The organism is Alienimonas chondri (assembly GCF_013036045.1).
Lineage (GTDB): Bacteria > Planctomycetota > Planctomycetia > Planctomycetales > Planctomycetaceae > Alienimonas > Alienimonas chondri.
The window spans coordinates 88838-110429 of record NZ_WTPX01000006.1; the positions used below are offsets into that span (position 1 = coordinate 88838).

Annotated in this window: 12 protein-coding genes; 10 read left to right on the forward strand and 2 right to left on the reverse strand. The window is 65.8% G+C overall.

The window, feature by feature from the left end; genetic code table 11:
• Positions 1–14 precede the first annotated feature (14 nt).
• The 4 genes from LzC2_RS01955 to LzC2_RS01970 all read left to right on the forward strand — a co-directional run bounded on the left by LzC2_RS01955 (position 15) and on the right by LzC2_RS01970 (position 4237).
• Positions 15–476, forward strand: coding sequence for a hypothetical protein (locus LzC2_RS01955; RefSeq protein WP_171183163.1), 462 nt, complete (start codon positions 15–17; stop codon positions 474–476).
• Positions 477–848: 372 nt separating this feature from the next.
• Positions 849–2111: an IS110 family RNA-guided transposase gene (locus LzC2_RS01960; RefSeq protein ID WP_171183164.1), complete on the forward strand. Its 1263-nt coding sequence runs from the start codon at positions 849–851 to the stop codon at positions 2109–2111.
• Positions 2112–2892: 781 nt separating this feature from the next.
• Entirely contained in the window at positions 2893–3891 is a 999-nt protein-coding gene (locus LzC2_RS01965) for a transposase (RefSeq protein WP_171183166.1), read from the forward strand.
• A gap of 22 nt (positions 3892–3913) precedes the next feature.
• Positions 3914–4237: a hypothetical protein gene (locus LzC2_RS01970; protein WP_171183168.1), complete on the forward strand. Its 324-nt coding sequence runs from the start codon at positions 3914–3916 to the stop codon at positions 4235–4237.
• A 218-nt stretch (positions 4238–4455) separates the two neighbouring features.
• On the opposite strand, the gene LzC2_RS01975 is transcribed toward LzC2_RS01970, so the two are convergent.
• Positions 4456–4674: a carbon storage regulator gene (locus LzC2_RS01975; RefSeq protein WP_171183170.1), complete on the reverse strand. Its 219-nt coding sequence runs from the start codon at positions 4672–4674 to the stop codon at positions 4456–4458.
• A 991-nt stretch (positions 4675–5665) separates the two neighbouring features.
• On the opposite strand from LzC2_RS01975, the gene LzC2_RS01980 reads away from it, so the two are divergent.
• The 6 genes from LzC2_RS01980 to LzC2_RS02005 all read left to right on the forward strand — a co-directional run bounded on the left by LzC2_RS01980 (position 5666) and on the right by LzC2_RS02005 (position 20331).
• On the forward strand, positions 5666–10738 hold the full coding sequence (locus tag LzC2_RS01980) for a chemotaxis protein CheB (protein ID WP_261345155.1): 5073 nt from the start codon (positions 5666–5668) through the stop codon (positions 10736–10738).
• A 754-nt stretch (positions 10739–11492) separates the two neighbouring features.
• Entirely contained in the window at positions 11493–11963 is a 471-nt protein-coding gene (locus LzC2_RS01985; RefSeq protein WP_171183175.1) for a hypothetical protein, read from the forward strand.
• Between the two features lie 56 nt (positions 11964–12019).
• Complete coding sequence (locus LzC2_RS01990) at positions 12020–13657, forward strand: DUF7125 family protein (protein WP_171183176.1); 1638 nt, start codon at positions 12020–12022, stop codon at positions 13655–13657.
• A gap of 175 nt (positions 13658–13832) precedes the next feature.
• Positions 13833–15968 (forward strand): DUF7125 family protein, encoded by a 2136-nt coding sequence (locus LzC2_RS22695; RefSeq protein ID WP_171183179.1) that lies wholly within the window; start codon positions 13833–13835, stop codon positions 15966–15968.
• 211 nt (positions 15969–16179) lie between these two features.
• Entirely contained in the window at positions 16180–18201 is a 2022-nt protein-coding gene (locus LzC2_RS22700; protein WP_171183182.1) for a response regulator, read from the forward strand.
• Between the two features lie 225 nt (positions 18202–18426).
• The gene (locus LzC2_RS02005) at positions 18427–20331 is read left to right on the forward strand and encodes a PAS domain S-box protein (protein ID WP_171183184.1); all 1905 of its coding nucleotides are present in this window, start codon (positions 18427–18429) and stop codon (positions 20329–20331) included.
• A 523-nt stretch (positions 20332–20854) separates the two neighbouring features.
• Here LzC2_RS02005 and LzC2_RS02010 read toward each other — a convergent pair.
• The gene (locus LzC2_RS02010) at positions 20855–21310 is read right to left on the reverse strand and encodes an exodeoxyribonuclease X C-terminal domain-containing protein (protein WP_171183186.1); all 456 of its coding nucleotides are present in this window, start codon (positions 21308–21310) and stop codon (positions 20855–20857) included.
• Between the last annotated feature and the right edge of the window lie 282 nt (positions 21311–21592).

The window sequence follows — 21592 nt, forward strand, 5'->3', positions numbered from 1 at the left end:
CGAAGGAGAGCGACATGCTCAAGCTGAACGCGGGCCTGTCCCGCAAGATCGGCCTGCCGAACTACGGCAGCCGCGGAGCGATGGTGAACGTGGAGATCGAGCTGCCCGCCGACGTGCTGAAGGACCCGGAGAAGCTGAGGCGGCAGGTCCGCGGCTGCTTCGAGACGCTGCGGGCCGCGGTCGACGAGGAGTTGGGCGTGACGCCTCAATCCTGCAACGACGTACAGGAGCAACGCTGGCGGCCGAGTGCAGACCCGCGGCGGAATGGCCGCGATAACGAACACGCCGCCGACGGTAACGGCGGACCGCCCGCCACGGAGAAGCAGGTGCGGGCATTGCACGCGTCCGCCCGCCGGGCCGGCGTGGGACTCGCCGACGAACTGAGGGAGCGGTTCGGCGTCGTCACCGCCGACGTCCTCACCAGGCGGCAGGCGAGCGAGGCGATCGACGGGCTCAAGAGCCGAGTTGGAGACTGATCTGACCTATCGGAGAAGAACCCCGCCCCGCCCGGGTTCGGGCGGGGCGGGCCTCTTCCTTTATCGGGTATGAGGGTGACAGATCGCGGCGTCGAACCGCCACGCCGTTGATCGACCTGACCGTCCCGGGTCTGCTGCCCGTCGCCGGGCCGCGGACCGAGGTGACCCGCGTTTCTCAACCTGTTCGACCGCGTGCGGGCGTTCGCCTCGGGGGCTGACCGACGATGGCTATGGGCCTCGAGCCCGCTTTTTTAACTGGTCACCCCGCGGCCCGCCCGGCTGGGCTTCGAGCCCGAAGAGGTAGCTGCCGAATTGCCCGTTTTCGCCCGCCCGCGTCGAACCCATTCCCATCTCAAACCCGGGAGCCCGGCGATGATCAGGTACGTGGGGGTCGACCTGCACAAGCACTTCATCGAAGTGTGCGTGACCGACCGCAAGGGAAAGGTGCTCCAGCGTCACCGCGTGGAGTGTCTCCGCGACGAGCTGACGGCGTTCGCCCGAAAGATCCTCAAGAAGACCGATCAGGTCGCGTTGGAGGCGACGACGAACACATGGTCGGTGGTCGACCTGCTCCGCCCGCACGTGAAGCGGGTCGTCGTCGGCAACCCGGTGAAGACGAAGGCGATCGCCGAAGCCAAGATCAAGACGGACAAGGTCGACGCCGAGACGCTCGCCCAGTTGCTGCGGTGCGACTACCTGCCGGAAGTCTGGCAGCCTGACGCCGAGACGCAGCGGCGGCGGGACTTCATGACCCACAGGACGGCTCTCTCGTCCCGCCGGTCCCGGCACGCCAACAGGGTGCAGGCGATGCTCTCGCGACTGATGCTCCGACCGCCGGCAAAGTACCTGTGGTCGAACAAGGGCGTGGCGTGGCTGGAATCGCTGGACCTGAGTCCGCACGATCGATTGCTGATCGACATTCACCTGCGGCAGTGGCGGCAGGCCGGCGAAGAATTTGAGTTGGTCGACCGGGCGCTGGTGGAGATCGCCCGGGAGGATCCGGACGTTCGGCTGTTGATGACGATGCCCGGCGTCAGCCACGTCGTCGCCGTCGGCGTGCTGGCCGCTCTCGGGCCGGTGGAGCGGTCCAAGAGCGGCGACCACGCGGCGTCGTATCTGAGGCTGGTCCCGTCGACCCGGCAGTCGGGATGCAAGACCCGTCACGGTCGGATCACCAAGGCCGGCAACCCGCAGACGCGGGGGCTGCTGACGCAGTCTTGCCAGCACGTCGCCCGGCACGAAGGGCCGCTGGGGGCCTTCTACCGCAAGCTGGCGAGGCGGAAGCCGCATCAGGTGGCGATCATGGCTCTCGCCAGGAAGGTCGTTACGGTGGCGTTCCTGATGCTCAAAAACCGCGAGCCGTACCGGTACGCCCGGCCGATGTTGATGGCTCAAAAGTTCACGAAGCTCCAGCGGAAGTACCGCCCCGAGGAGCGGGGCAAGCCGCGACCGGCATACCGCTGCGCCGCCGACGGGTTGCCGGCGGTGTACGACGAGGTCGACCTGCCGGAGACGACCGGACCCGGCGACCTGCCCGAAGGCGAGCGGAAGATGCTGCTCGACAAAGACGTGATGAAGTACGTCGAGGAGCTGTACGCCCCGCGGGTGAAGCGGTCCGACGAACCGGTCCTGTAGATCCGACCTGACGACGATCGGGCCGTCCTTCGGGGCGGCCCGGTCGTCATTGTTTTAGATATCAGGAACCTGCGTCGGACCTTGATCGGTCACGGCTCGACCGATCGCCCAACCTTCTGAGCTTCGCTTTCCGGGCGGCGGCGCTCCCGGTCTGCGACGGTTCGGACCGACATCGAGAAAACTCGGCCCAAAACCGGGACGGAGACTGGAACCCTCAGAGGTAGACGCCAGCGATTGCGGCCACGGCGGGGGCGGGAGCGATTTCACATTTCACAGTCACACGGGCAGGAGAGAGCGGAGGGGAGAAGTCCTTTCTACCTCTTCTTTAATAGAAATGGTGTGAAAGTTTGGAGGGGGCGGTTTCCTGCTGTCCCACTTGGACCAACGGCTTCACATCGATTTCACATGGGCGGGGCCGCGGCGTGAAATTGTGAAGAACAACCCGCCGCGACAGGCCGGCCGTGCCGGGGTCCGCGTGCCGCCGACGCAGATCACGCCAATCACCACGCCCGCCGGGGCGGCCGGAGGCCGCCCCGCATGTTTGTGGAAAGGGTGAAGCACGCTTCTTCGAGGTCAGCGAGATTCTGCCGGTCGGTCGCTGGTCGCCGCCGCGTTCCGCCGTTCCGGGTGAGGGAAAATATCCCCATTTCCCTTCTCTGAGTTCGGCTTTCGCAGTTTCGCTCTACGTGCCACCACGGGCGCCGCGAGCGAAGAGGGGAGCCGACGATTCGTACCTTGAGCGAAGTTCTCACGCACCGCTCGCGGACGAGGTTGGCTCCCCATGGAGATCACGGCGAGCTTCCTGCCGCTGCTGCAAGTTTTCGCCGGTTTATTGACCCGGCCGACTCTGCGAACGCCAACAAAGTTGATCGCCGGCTGGGTCTGCGCCCCGCGGCGAACGATCCCTGGCATGGTTGGGGCCGCCGGCGCCGGCAGGCATCACGCCACCTCTTCTCGGCTCTTCGCCTCGGCCGTCTGGTCGATCGACCGCGTCGGGCTGGCCGCGTTCAATGTCTTCGCCGCAGGGACGCAAACCGTGTTTCTGGCCGTGGACGACACGCTGCTGCTCCGCCGGGGCTCAACGATCTCCGGGACAGGCATGCACCGCAATCCGCTGATCTCCAGCCGCGGGCGCACAAGGTTCGCGTGGGGCCACTGCTGGGTCGTGCTGGGCGTGGTCGTCGAAAGCCGCCACGTTCTGGGACATCGATTCACGCTGCCGGTCCTGTGCCGGCTGTACCTGAACAAGGCGTCCGCGAAGAAGTGGCAGCGGGCTTATCGGAAAAAGAACGAATTGATGCTCGACATGCTGCGAACGCTGGAGCGCCACGCCGGGCGAAAAGGCAAACGCCTGCATTTGCTGGGCGATGCGGCGTATACCGCTCCGGTCGTGCTCGCGCAGGTCCCAGGCTCGGTCGCCGTGACCGGCCGCGTCGTCTCGAACGTCCGGCTGTGCGAACCCCCGCCGCCGTGTCGGCCCGGTCAGAACGGCCGGCCCCGCATCCGAGGCGCGTCGCTGCCGAATCCGCAGCAGATGTTGGCTGCGAAAGGTCTGCCCCGGCGGACGCTGAAACTCTACGACGGGCCGGCCTACCGGGTGCGGACGGTCGAGGGAGCCGGCCGGTTTCACAAGGCGCCGGAACGCCATGTGAAGGTCGTGGCGATCGAGCACCTCTGCGGCGGACGCGGTGTCGAAGCGTTCTACACCGCGCCGGCGACCGACGGCGAAGCCCCCGACGGCGAGCCCCGCGCCGAGACGATCCTGCGACGGTATTCCTGATTCCTGGCGGTGGTCGATTGAGGTGACGTTCCGCGACGCCAAGCAGCGGCTGAAGATCGCCCAGCCGCAGAACCGCACGACGCAGGCGGCCCGACGCACGGCGGCGACCGGCTTTCTGCTCTGCAGCCTCGTGGTCTGGTGGCACGAAGCGATCCGCCCGAAGCCCGCCGACTCGCTGCGCAACTGGCCCGGCAAGAGGGGCGCGTCCTTCGCCGACATGCTGGCCGCGCTGCGGCTGGAGTGCCTGGAAACCACGAGTCGAACGGCTTTTCCGACCCCCGCCCGCGGCCCGGAGGTCAGAAAAGTCCTCGACCATCTTAAAACCCTGCTGACGCTCGCCGCTTGAAACTGCGAAAGCCGAACTTAGGGTCCCTGATTTGCCGAAGGTCTGGCCGAGAGGACGCATGACGGCCCATCCGAATTTAGTTGCCGATCGCCTTCGCCCCGCCGTCGACCCATCCCCGGGGGCGGCGCCGCGGCGAGCGTCCCTGCCGGCCGTCGCGGGAATCCCGCTCCGGCGCCGATCTCCGCGGGCAATCCGGCCCACGGCCCCGGGGGAGAGGGTCAAGAGAGGGCCACGACGGCGTCGCCGCGAACGCGGGAAGGGCTGTCAGGTTCAACCGCAGGCATCGGCCGCATGGCGAGTTCTCCGCGGACGATCCCGAACTTCCGCGGCGCTTCAACTCCCAGCCTGACCGATCGCCCCGTAGCCGTCACCGTGATCGTAATTCCGAGTTCCGGGAACTGAACTGCCTGTCCCGGCTTGCGAGAAATCACCAGCATCGTCCTGCCTCCATGTAAGGGACGTCGATTGACCGCGGCGGGCTATTGGAGAGTTCTGACTCTCCGACTTCCGGCGGTCAGGCCAGACCATATGTGAGGCGGCGGGGGCCGCAATCCCACAGCTCAAACGACGGGCAGTCACACCGGTGGGGCGGACAGCGATTCCCCTGTCGAATCGAGAGGGATTCCCCGAGTCTCGACTGCCACGTCGGGCTGTCGTAAAAAGCTGCTCAAGCGATCAGCGGGAAGCCTTTTCGTCGTGGGACTTCTTCCGGGATGGGGTGTGCCGCTGGAACACCGCGGCGGACCAATGATCGAACAGACAGGGAACTTGCAGAAGGAACGGTCTACGAAAACCAGCAGGTGTTCCTCCTCCGCCGTGGCGGCGATCGCCAGCATGGTTTTGGACGCGCCAAACCCATCCAGCCACACGTCGAACGGTTCGTCTTCCGACTGACTTCTGCGATGCCCCGCCTTCAAACGGACACCCAAGGTTTGCTCCTCTGCTCCCGCGGCCGGATCCTTCCCTCATCGGGTCTCGAGATCGCCGCCAGCTCTCCGCCGCGGCATTTCGCCGTCGCACCAACAGTCTTCAGTTCTGCATTCAACTGCCCCGATTGAACGCAGTTTGCAGTGTCTGAACGATCCCCGAAACCCTTTGCGTCGGCGGGACGATTCCCGCATCGCTGGCCGAGCGAACTGCGAGGTCGAGAGCACTTCTCTCCAGCGTGATTCTGAGCGGATCGGCAAACGATTGCACCCGTCCCGGCGACGCCGTCAACGTCCCGCTGGCTGGACAAGCCGGCCTCGAAAAGGAGTGAAGCTGTGCCGATCAGGTCGCCTTTTCGGATGCGTGCCCCCTTCACCAGCTGAGATCAAGCGACGCGTTGCCACGGGGGGGGGGCCGCCCTACCGTGGGAAGAGTTCGCCCGTATCCGCCGTGGATTGGTGGACGTCTCACGCGGATCAGACACGGAACGGGCGGTGAGGCATGGACGACTCTTTTGCAGATACCGCTGACACCGGGCTCGGTCGTTCCAGACCACCGCAGCAACGGACCTCAACGTTGTACGTGGTGGGCATTGGGGCGTCCGCGGGGGGCCTCGAAGCGTTAGAACGCGTGTTCCGGGCGATGCCGGCGGACACGGGGATGGCATTCGTCATCGTGCAGCATCTGGCGATGGAGCACCGCTCCATGATGCCGGAGTTGGCCGCCAAATGGACGGCGATGCCCGTCCGTCAAGCCGAGGACCGCATCGCCTTGCGGGGCGATCACATCTATTTGCTACCGCCCGGCAAGGAGATGATTCTCTCGGAGAACCGGCTGCTACTGACCGACCGGGACCCGGATCAAACGCTCTCGCTGCCGATCGATCGATTTTTTGCCAGCTTGGCTCGAGATCGAGGACGGCACGCGATCGCGGTGGTGCTGAGCGGGACCGGCAGCGACGGATCTCGGGGTTTGGTCCGCGTGCGAGACGCCGGCGGTCTTGTCATCGCTCAAACCGCGGACACCGCGGAGTTCGACGGGATGCCTCGCAGCGCCTTGGACACCGGGGCGGTGCATGTGGTTTTGGCGCCGGAGAAGGTCGGTCCGACGTTGGCGGAGTTCTCGCAGTGCCCGGACATCGACGCTGTCATCGAATCGGCCCGACCTGTTAAAAGCGGCGGCGAAGGCCTCACCCGCGTCTTCGAACTGCTGCGGGAAGCGTACGGCATCGACTTCGCAGACTACAAAATCAGCACCGTCTCCCGCCGGACGGAGCGGCGGATCCTGCTCGGCCGGGCGACCGATCTTGATGACTACGTCGATCAACTAGAGAACGATCCGGAAGAGCTCTCCCGGCTGTACCACGACCTGCTCATCGGGGTGACGGAGTTCTTCCGCGATCCGGAGGCGTGGGCGGCGTTCTCGGAGGCGATCAAGACGATCTTGGAGCGGAAGGAAGACGGCGAGGAAGTCCGGGTGTGGAGCGCCGGCTGCGCCGCGGGACCGGAGGCCTATACATTGGCGATCGTGTTGGCAGAGCGGATGCGTCGGAGCGGCCGCGAGTTGCCGGTCAAGGTGTTCGCCACGGACGTCCACCGCGAATCGCTCAACGCCGCCGGGGCCGGCGAATACGACGCCGACGCCCTCGCGAAACTGCCCGCCGAGCTGCGGGATCGGTACTTCACGGAGTCCGACGGGGGGCGGATGCGCGTGCGGCCGGAGCTGCGGCGGAACGTGGTGTTCAGCTCCCACAGCATCATCAAGGATCCGCCGTTCACGCGGCTGGACGCGATCTGCTGCCGGAATGTGCTAATCTACTTGCAGACGCCGGCCCAGCGGAAAGCGATCTCGCTCTTTCACTTCGGGCTGAAGGCCGGCGGTTTGATGCTGATGGGCGGCAGCGAATCGCCGGGCGAACTGACAAGCGAATTCGAGTCGATCGGCTCGCACGAGAAACTTTTCCGGAAGCGACGCGATGTAAACCTGCACCGGACGGTGCGGAGCCCGTTGAGCGGCGGCGGGGCCGGCGGCGGGGCGACGACGCGGGCGGACGCCCTCGCCCGACGGCTCGCTCTCACGGTGCCGCGGTCCGGGCGCGGGGCCGGCGACCGGCTGACCGGGTACTACGACGTCCTGCTGGGCAAGTTCATCCCCCCGGCGATGCTGGTCGGCAGCGACCGTCGCCTGCTGCACACCTTCGGCGGGGCGGGTTCGCTCCTCCAGCAACCGGACGGTCGTCAAACTGACGACCTGTTCGCCCGCCTACCCGCAGATCTGCGGGCGACCGCCGCGGGCGGTTTTCAACGGGCCCTCCGCGACGGTAAGGAGGTCGCGTTCCGGGCCGTCCCGGTTCCGCTTCCGGGCAGTGCGGACGCTGCGACCACCACAGTGCACTTCACGCCAGTCACGCACCCGGACGACGGGGACGTCTCCGCCGTGCTGATCCGGTTCGCCCCGGAGACGGCCGGCTCCCCCGAAGTCGGTGCAAACGGCGGGGCAGACGAAGCCCCCGCCGCCGCCCCAGTTGAGCAGTTCGTTCCTCAAAGCACCGCGTCCGACGATGCGGAGGCCGAACGCCTGCGGGAAGAACTGAACTACACCCGCGAAAACCTCAACGCGCTCGTCGAGGAGCTGGAGGCCAGCAACGAGGAACTGCAAACGACCAACGAGGAGTTGATTTCCACCAACGAGGAGATGCAGAGCACCAACGAGGAACTTAACTCCGTCAACGAGGAACTTTACAGCCTCAACGCGGAGTATCAGGCGAAGATTCGCGAGCTGACGGAGCTGTCCGACGACGTCGAGAACCTGCTCCGCAGCACGGACGTGCACACGGTGTTTCTGGACGGGGAGTTGCGGGTGCGGAAGTTCACTCCACGGGCGGCGGAACTGTTCAATCTGGTGGACTCCGACGTCGGCCGACGGTTCGACAGCTTCCGTCACCGGATCGACGTGCCGGATTTGGCCGAAGACCTCGCCGGCATGCTGGAAGACGGCACCACGCTGGAGAAAGAGGTCCGTGGTCCCCACGGCGAACCCTACCTGTTGCGAGTGCTCCCCTACCGAAACGACGTCGACGGCTCCGACTCCCCAGGGACGCAAGAAGCGCCCGGCGCCGGCGGGGCGGTGTTGACGCTGGTCGACATCCACGCGCTGCGGCAGGCGGAGCAGCGCTTCACGATCGCGCTGCGGGCTTCCGGACGGGCGATGGTGTTGGCGGACGCGGGCGGCCGCGTCGTGCTGGCCACTCCGGTCGCGGCGAAGCTATTCGGTGCCGGCGACGCCGACGAACTGGTCGGCACGAAGCTGTCCGACCGGCTCACTGAAGGCGACTTTGCTCGGTTGAAGGCGAGCGGCGCGGGGGCCGACGGCGGCGGCGTGCCCGTCGACCACGCCGGGATGACGGCGTTGCGGGTCGACGGCGCCACGTTCCCCGTCGCCGTCTCCGTCGCCCGGGCCGACGAGGCCGACGGCACCTACCTGCTCGCGACCTTCGTCGATACCGGCGGCAGAGACGCTTTAGAGCAGAAACTCGAGCGGAAGCAGCATGAACTGCAAGCCGTGCTGGAGAACAGTCGCGCCGCGGTCTTCATTAAAGACCTCGACGGCCGGTACGAATTAACAAACTCGTTCCTTGAAGATTTGGCTGGCAACCCGGAGGGCGGGATGGTCGGCAAGACCGACGCCGACCTCTGGCCGCCGGCTTTCGCCGCCCGCTACCGGGAGCACGATCTCCGCGTGATAAAATCCGGACAGCCGGAGCAATTCGAGGAGCAGACGGAGAACGGCCGAGAGCCGCGTAGCTTCCTCTCACTAAAGTTTCCCGTCTGCGACGCCGAAGGCCGCGTGATCGCCACCGGCGGCGTCGCCACGGATATCACGGCTCAGAAACGCCAAACTCAGCGGGCCGAAGCCGCCCTCAGTCAGCGGGACACCTTCCTGGCGATGCTCTCGCACGAACTTCGCAACCCTTTGGCGGCGGTCACCGGCGGCCTGAGATTGCTGGACGGACCGGGCGGCGACGCACAACGGGACTGGGTGGAGGGAATGGTCCGCCGGCAGGTCGGGCAACTGTCTCGACTCACCGACGACCTGCTGGACGTCTCCCGTGTCAGCCGCGGACGCATCGAACTGAAAAGGGCTTGGACCGATCTACGAGCCGTCGCGGAACGGGCCGTTGAGGCCGTCGGCGACCGCTTCGCCGACCGTGGACAGACCGTCAGCCTCGAGTTGCCCGACGACCACCTCGCCGTCGACGGCGACGGGAACCGACTGGAGCAGATCGTCGTCAACCTGCTGACGAATGCCGCCCGGTACAGCGAAACCGGCGACGAAACCGCTGTGGTGGTTCGTCGCGATCGCGGCGACGCCGTGCTTGAGGTCCGGGACGAAGGCCGCGGAATCGACGAGGATCTTCTGGAAGAAATTTTCGGGCTGTTCGACCGCGGGATCGAAGTCGCCGGCAAGGCCGAGGGCGGACTGGGCGTCGGTCTGACGCTGGCCCGTCAACTGGCCGAACTGCACGGCGGCTCGCTGGTCGCCGCGAGCGACGGCGTGGGATCCGGCAGCACGTTCACGCTCCGCGTGAAAGCGACGAACGCCCCGGTCCCGCCCGGCCGGGATCGGGGCGGAGAGCCGGTCTTGGGGCCGACGCGGGTCTTGGTCGTCGACGACAACGTTGATTTCGCGAGGGGGCTCGGGGCCTTCTTTCTGGATCTCGGACACTTAGTCCGTGTCGAGAACGACGGGGCCGCCGCCCCGCCCGCCGCCCGCCAGTTCAAACCGGACTTAGTCCTGCTGGACCTCGGTCTTCCCGGTCTGACCGGCTGGGAAGTCGCCGCACAATTGCGGGTCGATCCGCAGTTCGACCGAACTGCGATCCTGGCAATCAGCGGGTACGGGCAGGAGGAAGACCGCCGCCGCAGCGCCGAGGCCGGGATCGACGCCCACCTGACCAAGCCAGTCGACCACGACGAACTGCTCCGCGCCGCCGCCGCCCGGCTCGCAGCACGTCGTAAGGCAAATCGCGGGGAAGTAGATCGCGACGAGAGGCCGGCGCCAGCGGTGATCACTGTCCGCAACGCCGACGACGAGGGTGCGGGCGTGCGCATGCTCGTTATTGAGGACGATCGAGCGATGCGGTTGCTGTTGGAGCGGATGGCGGAGCGAATCGGAGCGACCGTCGTTTCCGCCGCCGACGGCGCCGCCGCCTTGGCCGCCGACCGGGCCGCCGAGAACGGCCGATGGAATCTCGTGCTCTGCGACCTGACGCTGCCGGGCGGGATGGACGGCTGCGACGTCGGCCGAGCCCTTGCGGACGCCGCCGACGCCCGCGAGATGCAGGCCCGTGACGCCGGCGAGCCCGTCGCTCCGCGACCATTGATGTATGCGGTCTCCTCCCATGACGAGGAAACGTGGCGGGACCGGGTCCAGAACGCCGGCTTCGACGGCTTCATCCAGAAGCCCGTCAGCCACGATCGGCTTCGGGAATTGATTCAGTCCGCCGCGACGCGACTTCGGCCGTCCGGACGTCCCGCTCTTCAAGTCACAGCTGAGGTCGAGTTAAATCGCTGACACCGTACCCGCCGTCTCCTGCCGCCATCAGACTTTCTTCGAGACGATCAAGCCAAAACCCTGCGATGCGTCACGCGGTAGCCCACGAGCATCGAACCCTCGGCCTGAGGGGTGCAGCAACTGCGGCACGACCCGGATTTTGATACAGGTTGAGGTGAGACCCAAGGCTCAAGCGCCACGGAGCGACATCGAGAGGATAGGATCGCCCCAGTCCATGCCCGGCCGCGATTCATTGGAAAAGCTGGCAGCGGTACTCAGGCTGATTCGGTGGGACTTGGTTGTCCGCGTCAAGACGCGGGAGGGCGGGCCTATTTCCTCGGTGAGTAGAAGCTGAACAGTGCGGGTTGTCCGGACTTACGGAGGCCTGCCAACATCGAATCTCCGCGGCGTCCGCTGGATGTGCGTCTGAATGCCGACGCGATCCGAGCGTCGTCCGGGCACGGGTCGACGACAAGGGCCGATGCTGACCTCATCGTGTGTGTTCCGCTCTGCTGGGGGGGGTATGCACTCAAACCGGCAGCCGAAGCAGGGCGGCTGGCCCCAGAAAAGCCGATTGACAACAGGACGATTCAACGAATTGATTGTCACTGCGGGCTGTCGAAAACTATGCCGCTCATGTCCAGGGCGACTCCTGAAGCGGCGGCTGGTTTTCGCGATGGAGGAGGCATACCATCGCCCCCCCCCACGCGCTCCTATTCTCTACCGGACGCCGCCCGGGGGCGGAACGGATTCCTTTGACCTCGTCCCACCGCCCATGACTGACGAGCGAGAGAGTCAGCTCGACGCGGCGACGCACGCTCGGGCCGAACGGATTGTTGCCGAACGGCTGCAACAGGTTCGGCAGGACGAAACGCTCGCCGTCTACAAAGATCTCCTCGATTCGATCTGGGCGAGGCTGGAGCCGACGCTAGGCGGGTTTACCGTCCAGGTGCTGTTCGACCGGGCGTTGACGCGTTCGGCCAAGGATTACCCGTTGCTGTCGCAACTCTCCGTCACCCCGGGCGGTGTCGAGTTCGAAGCGCTGCGTGAGGTCTTGGCGGGCGCATCGGCGCCGGAGGAAGTGGAGGCCTCCCGCGTCGCCCTCCGAGAGTTGATTTTGCAGCTGTTCGACCTCTTGGGGCTGCTGACGGGCGACATCATCGTTCGGCGATTGCTCGCCGAGATGGACGGCGACACACAGTCCAATGGGCGCCCGGCGCCGCAGGGAGCGAGCCTCCAGTCATGACCGATGCTATTGCCCCCTCCCGCGATCCGCATGTGGCGGAGCCCCGACGAAACGCGATGCGGCGTGTTCCGACCGGCGTGCCCGGGCTAGATCCAATCCTCAACGGCGGGTTGCCAGACCGGAGTTTGTGCGTGATCGCCGGGCGGCCGGGGACCGGCAAAACGGTTCTGACCCATCAGACGCTGTTTCACACGCTGGGGTCGGACGATCGTGCCCTCTACCTCACCACGCTCGCCGAGCCGAGCGTCAAGATGGTGCGGTACATGCAAACGTTCGACTTTTACGAGCCGGACCGCGTCGGCACGCAGCTGATCTACCGGAACATCGGTGAGACGCTGCGGACCGGCGGGTTCGATGCGGCGTTGGAGCAGGTCGCGGCACTCATCAAAGAGCACCAGCCGCGGTTTGTAGTGATTGACAGCTTCAAGATCATCGACCGGATCGTGCCTGAGTCAGGAGGTGGAGGTATCCGAGAGTTCAGCTACCGGCTCGCGGTGCAGCTCGCGGCGTGGGACGTGACCGGTTTCTTGGTGGGGGAGTACACCGAAGACGACATCACCAACGACGGCGTGTTCACGATCGCCGACGGCATCGTCCACCTGTACGTGAAGCGTCAGTCGATGTACACGCAGCGTTACCTGGAGGTGATGAAGTTCCGCGGGACGGAGTTCTTCGCCGGGCAGCACCCCTACGAGATCACGTCCGACGGCATCACGGTTTCGGCCCGGGTGAACGCGAGGATGACGCATTCCGACATGCGGACGGGGCAGCGACGCGTCTCGTCCGGCGTGGGGGCGCTGGACGAGATGCTGCACGGCGGGCTGCAGGAGGGCACCGCAGCGATGCTGGCGGGCGGCTCTGGGACGGGGAAGACCCTGATCGGGTTGCAGTTCATCGTCGCCGCCGCGGCCCGCGGGGAGCGGAGCGTGATCGCAGGGTTCCAGGAGAACCCCAACCACCTCGAGCAGGTCGCCGCCGGCTTCGGCTGGGATCTAGCGGGGTTGAAGCGGAAGGGCCTGCTCGAGCACCTGTACCGGTCCCCGGTCGAAATTCAGCCCGACCGCCACTTTCACGCAATCCGCGAGGCCATCGACCGCGGCGACACAAAGCTGTTGCTGGTCGACTCCATGAAGGACATCGAAGCCGGCACCGCCGACGCCGATCGCTACCGGGACTTCCTCTACTCGATGGTGATGGCCATTAAGGGCAAGGGCGTCACGCTGCTGTTGACGAACGAGATCCCGGAGCTGTTCGGGCCGTTCCAGTTCAGCGAGTACGGCATCTCGTTCATCACTGACGCGATCCTCGTGCTGCGGTACGTGGAGTTGGGCGGATCGATGACCCGAGCGCTCAGCGTGATGAAATTGCGGGGCTCGCGGCACAGCAAGGAGATTCGCGAGTTCGAGATCAACGACGAGGGCCTGCACCTCCTCGATCCGATCACCGCCTACACCGGCGTGATGACCGGCGTCCCCACCGGCACGGACAGCCCCACGCTCCGGCATCTGCCGGAGTCCGCCCGGGCGGTGATCGGCACGTTGAAACGCATCGGCCCGGCGGACGCCGCCGCCGTCGCCGCCGGGGTCAACGCGGACCCGGCAACCGTGCAGGCTGAGCTGTCCCTGCTCGAGCAGCAGGGCCTTGTGTTGAAGATCAGTCGGGACGGCAATTCCGTCTACCGGCCGACCGTTTAGAGCCACTGGTGAGAGCGACCGTGGCGGAACCGTTCTCGGCGGCCCTGTTGCGGCCGAACCCGTCGTCGCCCGTGCCTACATTTCCTCCTGCCCCGTGGCGACGAGCCGGCGGATCCCGTGACAACAACCGGGACGCCCGCCGTCGCCCCCGCCCCGACACCTTCGAGGGATCGACGTGAGCGAGATCCAGCACCTCTCCACCGGCGTCGAGCACCTCGACGACGTGCTCGGCGGGGGACTCCCGATCTACTCCTGCCAGATCGTCGCCGGCGGGCCGGGGGCGGGAAAGACGATCCTCGCCCAGCAGATTGCCTTCCACACGCTCTCCGCCCGGCCCGACGCCCGGGCACTGTACCTGACCACCGTCTCCGAACCGATGCCGAAGGTGGTGCGGTTCATGCAGCAGTTTTCGTTCTTCAAAGCCGAGGCGGTCGGGGAACGGGTTCTGATCCAGGACGTCGGTCCGATGCTGCGGGAAGTGGCCCCGGATCAGGCAGTGGATGCCTTGATGGACTTGGTCACGGCCCACCGGCCGGACCTGCTGGTGATTGATTCGTTCAAAGCGATCCGCGATCTCCAGCAGGGGCCGGGGGATTTCCGACTGTTCGTCCATGACCTGGCGAGCCGGTTGGCGGCGGCCCGCTGCACGGCGCTGCTGCTGGGGGAATACGACCGCTCGGCCCTCGCCGACGGGGCGGAGTTCGCCGTGGCCGACGGGATCACCTTCCTCGAAACGACCAACCGGTACGGGGATTCTCAGCGGTCTTTGCAGGTGTTGAAGATGCGGGGGCAGGCGGCGGACCTGCGGTCGTTCCCGTTTCTGATCACCTCCGACGGCGTCAAGGTGCTCGCCAGCCGGGAGGAACCGGAACCGCGTCCGTCTACCCGGAAGCGGGTGCCGACTGGCGTGCCGGGGCTGGACGCCCTGCTGGACGGCGGGTTCCCCGGCGGGCGGGCCGTGCTGCTGTCCGGTCGATCCGGCACCGGCAAAACGACGTTGGGCCTGCAAATGCTCAACGTGGGCTGCCGGCGTGGCGAGCGGTCGCTGCTGATCTCCTTCGAACAGACCCCCGCCCGCCTGTGGGAGATGGCGGCGGGATTCGGCTGGGACCTGGAACAGCATGAGAGGGACGGGTTGCTGCGGACCGTGTACGTCCCGCAGTCGTCGGTGCGGGTCATACCGAACCTGGATCTCATCGCGGAGGCGATCGACGAGTTCCAGCCGGACCGCGTGCTGCTGGACTCGCTCGCCGCCTACCTGCACCGCGTTCGCGACCTTGGGGTACAGCAGGATATGACATTCCGGCTCGTCTCACTGATCCAGCAGCATGGGGCCACCGGGCTGTTGGTCAGCGACGCGACGAACGAGGCCGACGAGAGATTCAGCCGGTTCGGCGTCGAGGAGACCGTCGCCGACGGCGTCGTCCTGCTCTCCACCGCGTCCGGAGAGTTCGGGCAGCGTCGTTACCTTCAGGTGCCCAAGATGCGTGCCTGCCCCCACGTCACCGGCCGCAAACGGATGGCGATCACGGAGCACGGCGTCGAGGTCTACTACGATCCGCCGGGGGAACACCCGACCATCGACAGCCCGGACACGGTTGCGTTCGGCCCCGTCGAACCGCTGTTGGAAGACGGACTTGCCTACGGCACGACTTGGCTGGTCCGGGGCACCGGCGGCGTGGGAAAGACCACGTTGCTCCAGCAATTCGTCGCCGACGGCCTGAACGCCAACGACGACATCCTATACGTCACGCTCGACTCCACGCCGGATCAGGTCCGGTCGGAGCTGCGGCGGGCGGGCATCGACGTGGGCCATCCCGATTCCGCCCCCCGGTTACGTTTCCTGGCCCCCGGCGCTCACACCTCCGCATCCGGCTCCCATACGGACCTGGACCTAGCTGATCCCGAAGCCCTGTTGTTCCTGCTGAACCGGCAGATCGACGCCCTCAGGGCCCCGGCCCGGGTCGTCCTAGATTCCATCTGGCCGCTCGCCGCCCGGCTGCCGTCGGATGCGTTGGTCAGCCTCGTCCAACAGAAGAATCAGACGCTCCGCCGTCCGTACGTCACGATCCTGGATACGGCCCCCACCAAAGCATTCGACGAGCGGACGACGGCCCGACTCGAAAATTCCTACGATGCCGTGCTGGAGTTAACCGCGGTCGGCGGACGCGGCCCCGGCCGTCGGATTGATCTGTCCGTCAAGAAAATCCGCGGCGTCGGCGTTCGCCGTGAATCGGTCGAATTAAAACAAGAGGCCGACGGCGGCGTAGCGGCCGTCGCGGACGAGTCGACGACCGATTCGGACCACTGAAAGAATCTCCGCGAGATGGTGCGGTGAGCGGAGCCAACCGGCGGAAAACTGGCGCCGGAGAATTCTCAGCCCCTTGGCAAGCGTCGCGGCACTGCGAACAATCCGCCCCTCGGTCGGCGCCCATTCGTCGATCGCCCAACAGACCTCGCGTTTCAATTGACCGTCGGGGCATTGCATGGGCGACGCAGGTTCCGCTCCACGTCCTTCTGTCGTGCCGCCCGAAGTGCGGATCGCGGAGTTGGAACAGGAGTTGGCTGCACGGAACTTCGAACTGGACCTCATGTGTGAGGTCTCCAGCCGGATCGACGGCACGCTTTCGTACGGCGATCTGTTCCGCCTGCTGCTGGTCGAGACCCGCCGGGCGGTGCCTTACGACGTGGCCGCCGGCCTGTTGCTCAGTGGGACAGCTGACGGCGGGGGGGCGAATATCGAACTGTACCTCAGCGAGGTCCGGCCCCTTATCCCGGCCGCGAGGGACGAAGTCGAAGCACGATTGCGGAAGGGAACCGCGGCGCTACTCGACCAGCCCCTGCCCGATGCCCCGCTTCCGGTGACCCAGGTCCCGCCTCTGGCGAAGCAGGATGAATCACCCGGAGACGGCTTGCCGGTAAACTCTTTGGGAACGTTCTTCCAAGTCCCCATCGTCGGCCTTGAGGGGAACCAAGGCTTGCTGCTGTTCGGGGCCGCGACGGCCGACGCATTCAACGAACGACATGTCCGCCTGCTGTACGCGATGAGCCGGCAGGCCGCGGGCGTCGTCGACCGCCTCCGCGACGTGGTCCGGCGGGAACGTCAGCGCTTCCGAGTGCTTGTCGAGAACCTGCCGCACGGCGTCGCCCTGTTAGGGCCGGGCTCGAAACTCGAGATCCTCAACCCCGCCGGGCAGGAGTTGTTCCCAAAGGTGTGCAATCCCGAACTGGGAACGCCGCTCGAGGAGATCGGCCGCACCCGCGTCGAGGACCTCGGCTTCTATTCCCCCGTGGACCTGCCGTTCTCCGTGGATGAGGAGGATGGCGTTCTCCGGGTGGAGGTAGTCCCGCTGGACGAGCACGGCGGAGACGGGCGGGTCGTCACGGCCCGGGACGTGACGGAATTGATGCGGGCCCGGGCCGTGCTGTTGCAGTCCAACGAGGAGATGGAGCGTCAGGTCGCCGAACGTACCGCCGAACTCAGCGTGCGGGCCGAACAACTCTCCCGACTGGCGTCGGAACTGACGTTGGCTGAACAGCGGGAGCGGCGCCGACTCGCGGAGGTGCTTCACGACCATCTGCAGCAATTGATCGTCGGGGCGAAGTATGGCATCCGAGCCCTGCCGGACTCGGTTGGTGAGGAGCGGTTAGAGGCGACGGACGGCGTTCTGAACATGCTGGACGAAGCGATCGACGTGTCGCGGTCGCTTTCCATCGAGTTATGCCCGCCGGTGCTCCACGACGCCGGACTACCCGCAGCCCTTCGATGGCTCGGCCCCCGGTTCGAAACCCGGCACGGTCTGACCGTGAAAGTAGACGTCGAAGAAGCTGCCGACCCGGGACGGGAGGACCTGCGGGCTTTGCTGTTCCAGTCGGTCCGTGAACTGCTGTTCAACGTGGTGAAGCACGCCGGCGTATCGGAAGCGAGCGTCGTTCTCAAGCAAGCGGGTCTTGACTCGGTTCGTCTGGTTGTGGCGGACGAAGGCGGGGGATTCGACGCCGACGCGTTTCTCCGGCAGCCCAACAGCGGGGGAGGCTTCGGCCTGTTTAGCGTCCGGGAACGCCTCTCACTGCTGGGCGGCTCCCTGCACGTCGAGAGCTCCGCCGACACTGGCACCGTGTTCACCCTCACCGCGAAACGCGGCGGCGTCGGTTCGACTGGGCTGCTGGGGCCGGCGCCGACCACCCGGGTTTTGTTGGTCGACGATCACAACGTCGTTCGCAACTCATTGCGGTTGCTGGTGGAGGACGAGGCGGACCTCGAAGTCGTCGGCGAGGCGGCTGACGGCCGCGAAGCTGTGAAGAAAGCCCTTGCTCTCGAACCGGACGTCGTTCTGATGGACATCACGATGCCCGAGATGGACGGCGTCGAGGCGACCCGCCGCATCGCCGCCGTCCTGCCTGAGGCCCGGATCGTGGGGCTGTCCGGCTTCGGCGAAGGCGAGCGGGAGCATGAGATCCTCGAAGCCGGCGCCAAAACGTACGTTTCGAAGAAGGGCGATCCCGACGTGCTGCTCCAAGCGATTCGCGGGCTGGAGTCGTAGGGCGGTGCCGACTGGAACACGGATTCTCAGGGGCGGTGTTAGAGTGATTGGAAGTTCGTGATCCGGTGAGCGGCCTCGTCAAAAGTCGAGGTGCTTAACCCTGGCGTGACTGGCCCGCCCCCAAGCGGGTCGGGAGGAACCGAGTGAACTATGCCCTCTCCGATCCAAAAAACATCGAAGGCTCCGCCGAACCGCCTGGATCGCGTAGCACTCCTGAGCGGGGATGTGAACAGCCGCCGCGAGATTCGCGACCTGCTGCTGGACGCCGTCCAAGCCAACTGCCACGTTATTGAGTTGCCCGACGCCGCGAAACTGGCCGGTGCCGTTGCGGGCGTGGACGCGGTAATCCTGGACGCATCGTCGTCCGAAGTGCGTCCCTTAGAGGAATTGGCAAAGTTGGAAGGGGAGTCCGGGCTCCCGGAGGTCCCAGTGATCGTCCTCACCGACTCCGCTGACCGCGACGCGGCGACCGATGTCCTGCGAGCCGGGGCGATGGACTGCGTCTCGAAGGATTGGCTATCCCCCGCGGCCCTCCGGCATGTACTGCGGAGTGCTGTCGAACGCTTCCAGTTGATGCGGGAACTCTCTGCGGAACGAGCGAGGCTGCGACTGGCCGCCCGGGCGGCCCGGTTCGGCACCTACGAGATCGACTTCGAACGGAAGATCATACGTCCTTCAAGGGAACTGCGGACCATCTGGGGCGTGGAAGAGCACGGTCCCGCGGCCTATCCTCTCCAGTTTCTCGCCGGAGGCCCGCCCGACGCTGTGCACGCGGAAGATCGCCGCCGCACTGCAGAATCACTCGGCGCCTCTGCAGACCCCAGCGGGAGCGGGACGTATGGCGACGAATATCGCATTGTCCGCCCCGACGGTCGCGAGCGGTGGCTGCTGGTCCGGGGCCGCGTGACGTTTCGTGGTCGCGACGCCGGTCGTGAGGCCCATCGCGGCTACGGCGTCGTACTCGACGTGACGGAGGCCCGCCGCTCCGAGCGAAAGGTCCGCCGGAGCGAGCGATTTCTCCGCCGCGTCCTGAACGAGCTGCCCTCGTTCACCTGCGTCTGTGAAGTGAACGGAACGGTCTTGGAGGTAAACCGTTCGGCCCTGCAGGCCGGCGGAGTCGATGCGGAAGAGGTTCTCGGCCGTGACTTGGCGGATGCTCCCGGCTGGGCTGACGACGAAGCGAAACACCTTGTCCGAGATTGTCTCCGCCGGGCCGCGGACGGCGAGTGGAACCGACTACGAACGGCCTACCGTAGCGGAGACGGCAGGCTCCGGGTCATCGATTTCCAAGCCGCTCCGATGCGTAACGAACGGAATGAGATCACTCACTTGGTGACCTCCGGCGTGGACGTCACGGACCAAACGAGGGCTGAGGAAGCGGTCGTACAGGCGAAGGAAGAGCTCGAACGTCGCGTCGAGCGTCGGACCGTCGAACTCCGCAGGCGGGCTGACCAGCTCGCCCATCTCACATCGGAGTTGACTATCGCCGAACAGCGGGAGCGGCGGCGCTTGGCGGACGTGCTCCACGAACACCTTCAGCAACTCCTCTTCGCAGCGAGGCTTCAGGTCAGTCAGGTCGCCCGCAAATTCGAAGGGCGCTCGTCCGATAGACTTCAGGAAAGCGCCCGGACGATCGAGGAAGCAATCGAGCTATGTCGAACCCTCGCGGTGGACCTCTCGCCGCCCGTCCTACATCAGTTCGGGTTGGCCGCCGGTCTTGAGTGGCTCGTCCCGAGGGAACGTGAGCGCTACGGACTAGAAGTTCGGCTCGAAGTCGCGCCAGACGCCCGATCGGGGGAGCGTGAGGACACACGCACGCTGCTCTTCCAAGCGGCGAGCGAACTTCTGTTCAACGTGGTGAAGCACTCCGGCGTCCGAGAGGCGGAGATGACTTTGAACCGAACCAGTGCTGATGGGTTTGTGCTGACCGTTTCGGACCGGGGCAAGGGATTCGACCCGAACAGTATCTTCGACAATCGGGCAGACGAGCCGCTGGGAACCGGCCTACTGGCCATTCGGGAGCGGCTGACGCAGCTTGGCGGGACGTTCGAGATCGCTTCGCACCCGGACGGCGGATCGACGTTCCGCTTGGTCGGCCCCTCGGCCGAAATGGATGCCGCATCCAGCTGAGACAACGCAGGCGGACTTAGCCCAGAAGGCCAAGGCGCTGTTAAACTGCATCAAGCCGTTGAAAAGATTCCTCGGCCCCGGCTTCGTTCTACGGGAGTAGCCTGGGACTCTACTCAGCCTTTCGGCAAAATTGCCCGGCCATTGCCGCGAAGACAATCCCCCCTCCAAGCGTTGCAGCAGTCGCTGTCCCGCTCGGCTCCATCGGACGTCTCAGGAGGGCGGCAACGGCCACGACCAGCCCCAGGGCGGGCACAGCCACGGCGAGGAACCCGCGGCCCACGCCCATGTCCGCGATGCCGTCCAGATCCACCCGCTCCAGCTTCCGCTCCCTCGGATAGCCGGGGCGGCTATTGCCGTCGGTCCCCCGGTCGAACTCCACTGCGTTCGCGAGTGGGTACCAGGCGCTGTCCGAGACGGTGGCGGGCGAGGCCGGCAAGGGCGCCCTGTGGGAGCTCAACCCGCTGCTGGCCAGACTGATCGAGGGGGAGCGGCGGGGCGGGTAAGGCCTCAGTACACTACCGCGTCAAGAAAAGAACGCTTTCGCTGCTCTCTCCGTTACGGGTTTGGGTCCTTCCTTAGCCTCTAACACGGCTCTGAAGATCACCTGCAGGTCACTCTTCCGTCCCTTGAAGTATCTCGCCACGTAATCTTCTACGTCGAGGTACTCCTTCACCTCCCTTAGTTTCCCTTGAGTGGCTCCGCGGGAGTAGGGATCGCACTTGTCGCACCAGAAGGTCAGCGCGGGACTCCCAATGTAGAGGAAGATCCGCGTTGCGGCTTTGCCGCAGTTTATTTTATAGCACATGCCAGTCAGCGGCTTCGCCTCGAACAGCTCGATCATTCGCCAGGCCTCAGCAATGACTGCCTTCAGGTCGTCATCAGGGTCGGACACTGAAAGTATTTGGCGGACATAGGCCGGATCAGTCAGGAGAATCTGTTCCAGCGTTTTGCCATCATATTTCCCGAAAGTGATCTTCACAGTCGTCGAAGGGGTTGGAGGTGCGAGTGGCCTTGGAGTTAGTCGTTGACGCTCCGCCGCAGGATTAGCGAAAGGGAGACCAGTAAGCCACCAGACGGGCTGCCAAGCCTGCCCCGGCGAGGCGTTGCGACGGCTGTGCCGTGCGTTGGACGTACCCCCGGCGACGTTCTCCCGCTGCCCGGGGGCGACGGCGGACCGGCAGACGTTCCGGCTGGGGCCGATTGCCGCGTGCGGGGGACTGCAATGAGTCCAGGCGGTACGTCGGGCTGTGGGAGACGGGGG

Bases quoted from the DNA above. Each gene is read 5' to 3' on its own strand.
- LzC2_RS01955 (WP_171183163.1), top strand. From the start codon at position 15: ATGCTCAAGCTGAACGCGGGCCTGTCCCGCAAGATCGGCCTGCCGAAC.
- LzC2_RS01960 (WP_171183164.1), top strand. From the start codon at position 849: ATGATCAGGTACGTGGGGGTCGACCTGCACAAGCACTTCATCGAAGTG.
- LzC2_RS01965 (WP_171183166.1), top strand. From the start codon at position 2,893: ATGGAGATCACGGCGAGCTTCCTGCCGCTGCTGCAAGTTTTCGCCGGT.
- LzC2_RS01975 (WP_171183170.1), bottom strand. From the start codon at position 4,674: ATGCTGGTGATTTCTCGCAAGCCGGGACAGGCAGTTCAGTTCCCGGAA.
- LzC2_RS01980 (WP_261345155.1), top strand. From the start codon at position 5,666: ATGGACGACTCTTTTGCAGATACCGCTGACACCGGGCTCGGTCGTTCC.
- LzC2_RS01985 (WP_171183175.1), top strand. From the start codon at position 11,493: ATGACTGACGAGCGAGAGAGTCAGCTCGACGCGGCGACGCACGCTCGG.
- LzC2_RS01990 (WP_171183176.1), top strand. From the start codon at position 12,020: ATGCGGCGTGTTCCGACCGGCGTGCCCGGGCTAGATCCAATCCTCAAC.